General features: G+C 35.0%; 10 protein-coding genes. 1 reads left to right on the forward strand and 9 read right to left on the reverse strand.

Going from position 1 to position 11,663, the window contains the following annotated elements:
• Positions 1 to 112: 112 nt before the first annotated feature.
• From hutH to ftcD, 6 genes are all read right to left on the reverse strand, one after another.
• Positions 113 to 1,666 carry a histidine ammonia-lyase gene (gene hutH, locus BHY08_RS07550; RefSeq protein WP_071457290.1) on the reverse strand — a complete coding sequence of 518 codons (1,554 nt, stop codon included), beginning with the start codon at positions 1,664 to 1,666 and terminating at the stop codon, positions 113 to 115.
• Between the two features lie 68 nt (positions 1,667 to 1,734).
• Positions 1,735 to 3,090 carry an APC family permease gene (locus BHY08_RS07555; protein ID WP_071457291.1) on the reverse strand — a complete coding sequence of 452 codons (1,356 nt, stop codon included), beginning with the start codon at positions 3,088 to 3,090 and terminating at the stop codon, positions 1,735 to 1,737.
• Between the two features lie 86 nt (positions 3,091 to 3,176).
• Positions 3,177 to 3,788 (reverse strand): HutD/Ves family protein, encoded by a 612-nt coding sequence (locus BHY08_RS07560; protein ID WP_071457292.1) that lies wholly within the window; start codon positions 3,786 to 3,788, stop codon positions 3,177 to 3,179.
• 17 nt (positions 3,789 to 3,805) lie between these two features.
• Positions 3,806 to 5,482 (reverse strand): formate--tetrahydrofolate ligase, encoded by a 1,677-nt coding sequence (locus tag BHY08_RS07565; protein WP_071457293.1) that lies wholly within the window; start codon positions 5,480 to 5,482, stop codon positions 3,806 to 3,808.
• A gap of 43 nt (positions 5,483 to 5,525) precedes the next feature.
• Positions 5,526 to 6,152, reverse strand: coding sequence for a cyclodeaminase/cyclohydrolase family protein (locus tag BHY08_RS07570; protein ID WP_071457294.1), 627 nt, complete (start codon positions 6,150 to 6,152; stop codon positions 5,526 to 5,528).
• A 13-nt stretch (positions 6,153 to 6,165) separates the two neighbouring features.
• Positions 6,166 to 7,065: a glutamate formimidoyltransferase gene (ftcD, locus tag BHY08_RS07575; protein WP_071457295.1), complete on the reverse strand. Its 900-nt coding sequence runs from the start codon at positions 7,063 to 7,065 to the stop codon at positions 6,166 to 6,168.
• A 601-nt stretch (positions 7,066 to 7,666) separates the two neighbouring features.
• Between ftcD and glmL the strand changes: the two genes are divergently transcribed.
• On the forward strand, positions 7,667 to 9,049 hold the full coding sequence (glmL, locus tag BHY08_RS07580; protein WP_071457296.1) for a methylaspartate mutase accessory protein GlmL: 1,383 nt from the start codon (positions 7,667 to 7,669) through the stop codon (positions 9,047 to 9,049).
• Positions 9,050 to 9,106: 57 nt separating this feature from the next.
• On the opposite strand, the gene BHY08_RS11165 is transcribed toward glmL, so the two are convergent.
• The 3 genes from BHY08_RS11165 to BHY08_RS07595 form a co-directional block, all read right to left on the reverse strand.
• The gene (locus tag BHY08_RS11165; protein WP_071457297.1) at positions 9,107 to 10,048 is read right to left on the reverse strand and encodes a glucosaminidase domain-containing protein; all 942 of its coding nucleotides are present in this window, start codon (positions 10,046 to 10,048) and stop codon (positions 9,107 to 9,109) included.
• A gap of 85 nt (positions 10,049 to 10,133) precedes the next feature.
• Positions 10,134 to 10,754 (reverse strand): hypothetical protein, encoded by a 621-nt coding sequence (locus tag BHY08_RS11015; protein WP_071457298.1) that lies wholly within the window; start codon positions 10,752 to 10,754, stop codon positions 10,134 to 10,136.
• A 186-nt stretch (positions 10,755 to 10,940) separates the two neighbouring features.
• Positions 10,941 to 11,660, reverse strand: a complete 720-nt coding sequence (locus BHY08_RS07595; RefSeq protein ID WP_071457299.1) for an MIP/aquaporin family protein — start codon at positions 11,658 to 11,660, stop codon at positions 10,941 to 10,943.
• Positions 11,661 to 11,663 lie beyond the last annotated feature (3 nt).

Consider the following 11,663-nt stretch of genomic DNA (forward strand, 5'->3'; position numbering starts at 1 on the left):
TCTCGTTATATTCATACTACATAATATTGATTCGATACTCAATAGTTATCACGACTTATTTGCAAATAAAGCTCTGAATCTTAATCAATTCAGAGCTTTATAAGTGGTTTATTTATTTTCCAAAATCAAATTCGATATCTAAGTCTACAACTTCTTCAACAGCTTTTAATAATTCGCCATTGATTAATACATCTGTGGCTTTTTCTAATTCGTCATACATTTCAATATCTTTATCTAAATCAATGAATTTTACATATTTTCTAAAGACATCATACGCTACTTGAGTTCCTTTACCTAATACACCACGGTCTTTAATGAAGTCAATAGCTTGACATGCTGCCATCATTTCAGTTGCAACGATACGACGAGAATTTTTCGTAATATCTCTAGCAGTTCTAGCTGCTGTTGTTCCCATACTTACAAAGTCTTCTTGGTTTTCACAAGATGTAATTGAGTCCACACTTGCTGGATGTGATAAGATTTTGTTTTCTGATGCTAATGATGCTGCAGCATATTGTGTAATCATAAATCCTGAGTTAACGCCTGGATGTTTCACTAAGAATGAAGGCAAACCACTTAAGTTAGTATTTACCAAACGTTCCACACGACGTTCAGACACGTTACCAATTTCAGCAGAACCAATTCCTAAATAGTCAAATGGTTGTGCCATTGGTTCACCGTGGAAGTTACCTCCTGAAATAACATCTCCACTACGAGTGATAATTGGATTATCTGTTACAGAGTTAATTTCGATTTCCACTTTTTTCTTCACGTAAGCCACAGTATCTTTACTTGCACCATGAATTTGAGGCATACAACGTAATGTGTAAGGATCTTGCACACGTTCAGCTGTTGCTTGCGTTGTTAAGGTACTTCCTTCTAACATGTGACGAATGTTTTTCGCTGTTGCAAGTTGCCCACTTTGAGGACGAATAATATGTAATTCTTCATCAAAGGCATTTACAATACCATTGTGTACTTCTAATGATAATGCTCCGGCAATGTCTGAAAGTTTTAATAACTCGATTGAATCATGTGTTGCTAATGCTCCGATAGCGGTTAAAACTGTTGTACCGTTAATTAAAGCCAAACCTTCTTTTGCTTCTAAGTGAATCACTTCAACACCAGCACGAGCCATTGCTTCTTTACCTTCTAATAATTCGCCATTGTAATAAGCACGCCCTAATCCTAACATTGGTAACACCATATGTGATAATGGTGCTAAATCTCCTGAAGCTCCTAAAGATCCTTTTTCTGGAATATGTGGTACAACGCCATTATTTAACATAGCCATTAAGGTTTCAATGGTACTTAAACGAATACCTGAATAGCCTTTTAATAAAGAGTTGATACGGATTAACATAATAGCACGTACTTCATCTTCTCCTAAAGGATCACCAAATCCACTTGAGTGAGTACGAATTAAGTTTTCTTGTAATTGTCTAGTTTCTTCTTGTGGAATACTTACTTTAACAAGGGAACCAAATCCAGTATTGACACCATAAGTTACTTTTTTACTGTCGACAATATCATCAATAATTTTTCTTGAAGCATTCACTGCCTCGATTGCTTCTTGTGACAACGTAATTGTTGCACCTTTTCTTGCTACCTCTACCACTTGTTCCAATGTTAAATCATTACCTGTTAATGTAATTACTTCAGTCATTATTGCTTCCTCCTAAACTCATTTTCAACTTAACAACTCACTTCACTCATTCAATACTTTTTAACCCTTTATTTCACTTTACTAGCGTTTTTACCATTCAATACGAAATAGAAAATTGCAGCAATCACAATACCAATACCTCCAGCAATTAAACTCTTACTGTTTGCTCCCATAACAAGCATCCACACACTAACTGCGACAGCAAGTAGTGGAATCACTGGACCAAATGGTAATCTAAAGGCAGTTTCAACACCAGGATTTTTCTTACGTAAGAAAATAACGGCGATTGCTGTTGGGATATATTGAATAAATCTAAATACCACACTTAATTCTGCTAATTGTTCGAAACTTCCACTTAATAATAATAAACAAGTCAATACACAAGAGATGATAATGGCTACATAAGGTGCGTCTTTTTTATTTTTCTTAGAAACGATTTTTGGTAGTAAACCTTCATCAGAAATACTTGCTCCATAACGAGGAATCATCATTGAATCCCCAACGTTTAATCCAAGAATTGAAATAAGTGCCCCGATGGAAATAATCCATCTACCAGCAGGTCCTATCATCATAGCAAAGGCATCTTGTACAGGCGCATTTGTTTCTAAAATCCCCACTCCAAGCATCGCAATGGTTCCAGCGATAATCATGAAGTAAAGAATTGATACGATACTAATTGAGCCAATAATTGCTTTTGGAACATTTTTCTTCGCATTTCTCATCTCACCAGCTACAACTGGTAAAGCTTCAAATCCGATAAACGCATAAAATACTGTCATTGATGTTCCGGCCATAGCCTTAGATAACGTCATACCTTCTTTTAGTTGTAGGAATGGTGTAAAGTTACCAGCGTCAAAACCATTTTTAATAAAGAAAATACTCATAAAGGTAAACGCAATAATAGGAATCAATTTTGCGATTGTGATACTTATGGTAAAAATTTTGGATGTTTTAAGTCCAGTACTATTAATAATAGATAATAATATCACTAAAATAACACTAATCGCTTTATTATGCCCTTCTAATGCAGGTATTGTAACAATTAATAATTTGGCAAATCCTGCTGCCATTGCTGACCAAGCGATAATCGTTACAAACCAACCTAATAGTCCAACGATAAACCCAACTAAATCACCAAAAGCTGATTTAGAATATTGGAACGCACCACCATTTTTGTCAAAATAACACGCCACTTCAGCAAAACATACTGCCAAAAGTAACACCAACACCGCATCAAATACCATGGCTAATAGAGAAGCTGGTCCTAAATCTCGATAAATTGTTTGTGGTAATAAGAAAATACCTGAACCAACTACTGCATTAATACCGTAAAGCGTTGCACCACCTAAACTAAATTTTGAACTTTCTGAGTTTATTTCGGTTAATTTAATCTCATCAACCGGTGTTTTTGTTTCGGTAATCATAAGGGGCCCCTTTCCGATCATCTGATCGTTAACATAATTTGTTCATTTTTAATATATAAAAATGCTTCCTATCCAAATTATTTTTATTAGAGCGACTTTTCATTTTTCCAAACAACAACTTCAACAACTGCTGGTGATTGTTGTGGTTGATGAGATTCTATACTAATCATCGAAATCGTACGACCCTCTTCTACCATGACACAATCTCCGGCTTCCAACTTGGCAACATGTTTTTCTTCTTGGTCTATATACGTCATGACTCCATCAACTAACATATAGTAAAAGTATCGAACACAAGGTAATAATTGTCTATCACGAATAGTTGAAACAGCAGACATTTCACTAGTGTAGGTTGGTTTAAAGATAACGTTAAAGTCTTGACATTTCCCGACACTTTTTGTTTTATCTGCTCCATCAAACTCATCGACTTCAAACGGTTTCATTTTTTTATTAACAGTAAACGATTCTGATTCATGTGTCAGTTCTAATGGATGATTCAATGACATCAACAAACGCTTATAGCCAGGTAACGCTGAAAATGTACTTTCTTCGATTTCTACTGAAGCCGTAGAAATGCGGTAGTCAAATTTTCCAGGCTCATACTTACCCGTTGGTGGGTAGAGAAACACTTGGGTCGTTTCTCCCCCACTCCAACGAGATGTTTGATGATCATTCTGTTTAAATAAATGATACGACATATTTTTGCCTCTACCTTTTAGAACAATCCAGTAATGTTACCTTCTTCATCGATATCAATTCTTTCAGATGCAGGTGATTTTGGTAGTCCAGGCATTGTCATAACTGCGCCAGTTAACGCTACGATAAAACCTGCTCCAGCAGATACTTTGAGATTTTTAATCGTAATCGTAAAGTCTTTTGGTGCACCAACAAGTGTCGCATCATCAGAAAATGAGTATTGCGTTTTCGCCATACAGATAGGCAACTTATCGTAACCCAATTCTTCTAATTGTTTCAATTGTTTTTTAGCCGGTCCAGTTAATTCAATTCCTTTACCACCATAAACTTTTTGTACAATCTTAGTTAATTTTTCTTCTATTGAGTCTTCTAAGTCATATACGTAGCTGAAACTATTATCTTGTTCTGCTAATTCCATGACTTTTTCAGCTAACTCAATACCACCTTCGCCACCATTAGCCCAAACGTCAGATAAAACAACTTCTACGCCACGCTCTTTACATGCTTTTTCAACTGCTTCGATTTCAGCATCTGTATCTAATGGGAATTTATTGATTGCTACAACAACAGGTAAACCATAAACGTCTTGAATGTTTTCAATATGTTTGTCTAAGTTAGTTAATCCTTTAACAACAGCTTCTACGTTTTCTGGTTCTAATTCTTTCTTATGAATGCCACCGTGCATTTTAAGAGCTCGAATTGTTGCGACTAATACAACGGCATCAGGTTTGATATTTCCTAAACGACATTTAATATCGATGAATTTTTCAGCACCTAAGTCTGCTCCAAAGCCAGCTTCTGTAATCGCGTAATCTGCGTATTTCATCGCCATTTTTGTTGCGATAATACTGTTACATCCATGTGCAATATTGGCAAATGGTCCACCATGAATAATGGCTGGTGTGTGTTCTAATGTTTGAACTAAGTTTGGATGAATCGCATCTTTAAGTAAAGCTGCCATTGCACCTTCTGCTTTCAAATCGCCAGCAGTAACTGGTTTTCCTTCAAAATTATATGCTACTACCATGTTTTTAAGTTTTTCTTTTAAGTCATCAATATCATTTGATAAACATAACACAGCCATAATTTCTGATGCTACAGTAATATCATAACCATCTTCTCTAGGAACACCATTGACGCGTCCTTGTAATCCATTCACAATATGACGCAATTGACGGTCATTCATGTCAACAACACGTTTCCATGTGATGTTACGACTATCAATACCTAAGGCATTACCATGATGAATATGGTTATCAATCAAAGCAGCTAACAAGTTATTTGCTGCGCCAATCGCATGGAAGTCACCTGTAAAATGTAAGTTAATATCTTCCATAGGGACAACTTGAGCATGTCCACCACCTGCTGCTCCACCTTTAACACCAAATACTGGTCCTAATGATGGTTCACGTAAAGCGATCATTGCCTTTTTACCTAATTTAGTAAAGGCATCAGCTAACCCAACAGATGTTGTTGTTTTTCCTTCTCCAGCTGGAGTTGGTGTAATAGCTGTTACTAAAATTAATTTACCGTCTTTTTCATTTTCTAGCCTAGTTAATTCACGAGCATCTAATTTCGCTTTATAATTACCATAAAGTGTTAAATCCTCTTCTTTTAATCCTAATGGAGCCGCTACCTCTTTAATTGGTTTCATTTCAACTGAATTTGCGATTTCGATATCTGATAAATGTGCCATAACTTTTTCTTCAACCCTTCCATTTAATTAATTAACATCTTTTTTAAACGACTTTTAATGTTTCCTCATAAATTTCATCTGCTAATAAACAACCCTTAGCTAATAATGCTTCACCATCTTGTCGATAAGATGCGACAAATTCTTCATTCTTAATACCTGATAAATTAATTAAAACATTCAGCCATGCGCCTTGAATTCCAGCTTTTAAGCTAAGCGCTGCAACACCTAAGTCACTTGCTGCATTAGTATTTGATTTTCCAATAGCACGTTTTGTCACTTCAAGTGCTTCTAACATTAATTTCATCATGTCTAGTGGTGATTTAGCTGCTCCTTCTAAAGCTGATTGCATAGCCGCACGTCTAGCTGCTTTTTCATCATCTGTTTCTTTTGGCATACTAAACACTGCTGAAACTGCGTTAAATGCTTCTGTATCTTTATCTATTGCTTCAAGTAAATTCTTTTGGAGTTGTTTTGTTTCATCGAACACTAATTTAATGTCATCTTCATATTCAGCATATTTCTTTTTACCAATTGTTAATTCACAAACCATTTTTGTTAAAGAAATTCCCATTGTTGCAGATAATGCCGCTGCTGATCCTCCTCCAGGAGCGGGAGCATCTGATCCCAATGTTTCAACAAATTCACTCACTGTTAATTCGACTAATTTCATATTTAGCAGCTCCTTAATTTAATAAATGATTTTCTAATACTTGTTTACCGTAATCAAAGTCTTCTACTTGTAAGTAGTATTCAGCACAATCAATCAATGCTTTTGCTGGTGTTAAACCAATGATTTCACTACCAATAATATTTACACCATAACGTTTTGCTTCAAAACGGATTGTTTCAAATGTACGGTAAAGTGGTGTTCCTTCAAAGTTAACCATATTCATAGAAACTTGAGCGATGTTTCTATCTTCTAACATAACCCCAATACCTTTACAATATTTAAATCCACCACCAGAAGCGCGAATGATACGAGCAATCTTGTTAGCAATGTCAATGTTATCAGTATCTAAGTTGACGTTGAAAGCTACTAATGGCATTCTTGCTCCAACTGCTGTAATTCCTGCTGTAGGATGGATAGCTCTTTCACCAAAGTCAGGTGCCCATTCTTCTTCTTTAAGTTTTTCAGGCATACCTTCGAATTGACCTTTACGAACTTTTGCAAGGTTTTTACGAGTTGGTGCAGATGCTGATTCTTCATATAAGAAAATTGGGATATCCAATTCATCATTGATTCGTTTTGCTACTTTTTTAGAAATTTCCACACATTCTTCAAGTGTCACATCTTTAATCGGAATAAATGGAACAACGTCTGTTGCACCCATTCTTGGATGTTCACCAGAATGTTTTGTCATATCTATATTTTCACTTGCATATTTTACTAATTGAAAAGCAACCTCTTGAATACCATCTTCATCCCCAACTAGTGTAAATACACTACGGTTATGACTTTTATCTGAAGAATGATCTAACAACGTCACTCCACCGACACTTTTTGCCACTGAAACTAATCCGTTAATTACTTCTTCATTTTTACCTTCACTAAAATTTGGTACACATTCAATTATTTTTGCCATTATAAACAACATCCTTTCAATTTATGATTTTGATACGCGTAAAAACTATGTACAAATACTATAACCTACTTTTATAATAAAAAGTAAGTTTTTACTCTTTTTTTCACTCCCTTACTTTTGTTAAAATAAAGCACAACCCCTTAGGTAGCGCTTTCAATTGACACCCAAAGAATATCACCCTTTAAATAACAAGTCAACACCACTTTTATATAAAAAGACAACTTGTGAAACAATTAGTAATAGTCATTTTTTATACAATATTTTTATTTTATTTGCTAACAAAAACCAAGTTAAAAAAACCATTTTTTCTAATCTTAATCTTTTGACCTTTTTTTGACAAATCTAACTTTCAATACTATTAGATAGTGGAAAAACATTGATATTAAAAACCTAGAACAGCCATTGTTGCGATGAATCTACTAACTTATTTGTTTTATAAATAGAAAATCACTTGAACAAAACATTATTTATTCAACAACGATATATTCTCATTTTTAAAATGAAAGTTTAAAATGTCAAAACTGATTTTGACGATTATTAGATAATAAAAGACGAAGAAAAAAATAATTAAATAACAAAAAAATTTTTTGAGGTGATAAACATGACAACTTATTTATTAGTAGATTTTGGTAGCACTTACACTAAATTAACCGCAGTTGATGATGAAGAAAGAAGGATATTAGCGACTAGTAAATCATACACAACTATCGAAACAAATGTACTTGATGGTTATCATAAGTCTTATGATGATTTGACCAAACAACTTACTCAACAATCATTTGATCAAGTCCTTGCTTGCTCATCTGCTAAAGGTGGATTTAAGATGGTAGCAATTGGCTTATCTCCTACTCTAACTGCTGAGGCAGCTAAACGTGCCGCTCTTGGTGCTGGAACGAGAATTCTGAAAGTATACAGTTATGGCCTAACATCTGATAATATCAAAGAAATCGAAGTGCTACATCCTGACGTCATTTTGTTAAGTGGAGGAACAAATGGAGGAAATGATAAAAATATTTTAAAAGATGCAAAACAATTAACCGAACTATCTTTAAACATACCTATTGTAGTGGCCGGAAATGAAGGAACTTACCCTAAAATAAAAGCGCTTTTTAACCAATATTGTATTAATTACCATTTAACAGAAAATGTTATGCCTCAAATTAATCAATTAAATGCCTTACCTACTAGAAAAATATTACGAGATATTTTTATTAATAATATTATCAAAGCAAAAGGGATGAGCGATATCCAAACTCAAGTAGCAGCGGAAATTATTCCCACTCCAACAGCTGTTTTATATGCCGCACAACTCTTATCAGAAGGAACAACAACTCAAAAAGGATTTGGCAATACGTTGATTGTTGATGTTGGTGGTGCAACAACTGATATTCATTCTATTGGAAGTGGAAAAGAAGAAAAGAAAAATGTACAGTTTGATGGATTGGCTGAACCTTACAGCAAACGGACTGTTGAAGGTGACTTAGGCATGAGATATTCTGCTAAAAGTCTTCTAGAGAGTGTCACCCCTCAAGCATTTTACGATTATATCAACCTTAACGAAAGTGACTTAACACGTAAATGCGAATTCAGAAGTCAACATCCTGGCTATATAGCAGATACTATGGAAGAAAAGCAATTAGATAATACCATCGCTAAATTAGCGATTAAAACTGCTATTGCCCGGCATGCTGGCTATTATAAAAAAGAGCAAACTCCTTCAAGAACCATTTATCATCAATATGGTAAAGACTTAAGACAATTTCAAACGATTATTGGTACTGGAGGTATCCTTGTACACAACGACCAACCTACAAATGTTTTAGCTTCTGCCCTTACCCCAACAGATGAGTTAACGCTGACTCCAGAAAAAAGTCGTTTGTTTATTGATTACGATTATATTCTATCTGCCATTGGATTGCTATCAACAGTAGATAAAGAATTGGCGTTTGAACTTGCCTCAAAACATATTAAGCCATTAAATTAAAAGAATCCCCATCAATAATAATTATAATGGGGATTCTTTTAATTATACTTAAATCTACTAAAATTCAAAATAAGATGCTGGATTTAAATAGTTACGCCACATATCTGTGCTAATACCAAAATGTAGGTGACTTCCTGTTGAATTCCCAGTACTTCCTACAAGACCTACGATGTTTCCACTTGTTACTTTTTCTCCTAGTGACACACTAATTGAATTTAAATGGAAATAATTTGTGTACAAATCATTCGAATGTTTGACGATGACATAATTACCTGCTGATGGGTCAAATCCTGTACCTACAACCACACCATCACTTGAAGCAAGTACTGGCGTATTGGCTGCGATGGCTAAATCGATACCATCGTGATGTTCATTCCCTCTATAACCAAATGGACTAGAAATTACATATTTTTCTTCTAACGGCAGTGTAAAGATAGCTGTTTTCTTCGTTTCTGGATTCATAATTTCATAGGTATCTACTTCAACATTACCTTTTGTTACACGTTTCCCTTTTTTTACTGCTTGATCAAAATAAGTTAAATCATATGTTTCGATTAAAGCATTTAGTTTTTCGTCATATCTAGTGTCTGTTGCATATCTACCAGTTAAATAAGCTGTTGCTTCTTTGTATGTTTTAGCTTCTTTTTTAGTCACGCCTTTATAAAAATCTTCATTTGATGCAATGCCTATTTTCATCAACTCAGCATAATCTTCTAGGGATTCTTTCACTGATGGGTATTTTCTAAACTTAGCTTGTATACCATAAAGCTGACCAGTACCATTATCTTCTAATGTATAGAATGATGCTGATTCTCCTTTATACTCACCTTTAATGCCAAATAAATTGTAGTTAGGATGTGTCGATAAAGAACTTTGTCCACTACCTGATTCAAGTATGGCTTGAGCAATCATGACAGAAGCATACAAATCATATTCCTGCCCAATTTTTCGTGCTGCTTCTCCAATTTCATTAATAAATTCTTGTGTCGTTTTTGTCACTGAAAAATTAATTGGAGAGTTGGCTTTATTTGTTGTCAGTTGACTAGTATCAGCAAAGTATGTATCTTTGGCTTGTGATGGATAATTAACTGTTGGTTTTTTCCGGTTTTTGCTCTGGTTTTGTTTCTGGTTTTTGCTCTGGTTTTTGCTCCGGTTTTGTTTCTGGTTTTTGCTCTGGTTTTTGCTCTGGTTTTTGCTCTGGTTTTTGCTCTGGTTTTGTTTCTGGTTTTTGCTCTGGTTTTTGCTCTGGTTTTTGCTCTGGTTTTTGCTCTGGTTTTTGCTCTGGTTTTTGCTCTGGTTTTTGCTCTGGTTTTTGCTCTGGTTTTTGCTCCGGTTTTGTTTCTGGCGTTTCTTCCGGTTTTGTTTCTGGTGTTTCTTCCGGTTTTGTTTCTGGTGTTTCTTCCGGTTTTGTTTCTGGCGTTTCTTCCGGTTTTGTTTCTGGTGTTTCTTCCGGTTTTGTTTCTGGCGTTTCTTCCGGTTTTGTTTCTGGTGTTACTTCTGGTGTGTTTTCCGTTACATTCTCTATCACAGTATCAGCGTCATGACTTGATACCATGTCAGTTGTACTATCATTCATTTCTACTACTTCTTGATTTATTAATTCACTATCTGCCTTATTAAGACTCGTCGCTTGGACGATGGTCCCTACAGATAAACTTTGGCATACCAAAGTCGATAATAATAAATACGGTGTAACTTTTTTCATTTTCCTATCCCCTTAAAAATCTATTTTCATATGAGATCTATCACATCTCATAAATAATACTTTTATTATATATTATGAGTTATTTAGAAAAATAATACAAGTTAACAACGCAAAAAAAGGGGGTTTTTTACTAAAAAAGTTGTTAGATGAGATAAGCTCAATCTAACAACTTTTATACTTTTTATTCTATAAAGGAATCATCATCCATAAACCAGCAGCTAAAGCACCACCTACTAATGGGCCTACAATTGGCACCCATGAATAAGACCAGTCAGAACCACCCTTGTTAGCAATTGGTAAAATTTGATGAGCAATACGTGGACCTAAGTCACGTGCTGGGTTAATCGCATACCCTGTTGGTCCTCCTAAAGATAGACCTAATGCTAAAATTAATAATCCAACAACTACTGGGTTAAATCCATCAGCAAATGCATTTTGGCCAAATGCTAGTAAAGCAAATACTAATACAAATGTTCCAATTGCTTCAGTCACAACGTTTGATTTATAATCACGAATTGCTGGTCCTGTTGCAAAAGTTCCTAAAATAGCTGTTTCATCTTCTGTTGCAGCAAAATGTGGTAAGTAAGTAATCCAAACTAAAATAGCTCCCACAATTCCTCCTAAGACTTGAGCAATCATAAATGGTACTACTAAGCCCCAAGAAAAATTACCTGTTATAGCTAAACCTAGTGTTACGGCAGGATTTAAATGAGCAGGACCCATAAATCCAGATACATAAATGGCCATAGTTACAGCTGCACCCCAACCTAAAGTGACAGCAACCCAACCAGCACCTTGTGCTTTACTTTTATTTAAACTAACTGCAGCAACAACTCCGTCTCCAAGTAACACTAAAATCAATGTTCCCAAAAACTCACTAAAAATCTGTAAATTATTTGCATCCATTAT

It is taken from the genome of Vagococcus teuberi, assembly GCF_001870205.1.
In the GTDB taxonomy this organism is placed as follows: domain Bacteria; phylum Bacillota; class Bacilli; order Lactobacillales; family Vagococcaceae; genus Vagococcus; species Vagococcus teuberi.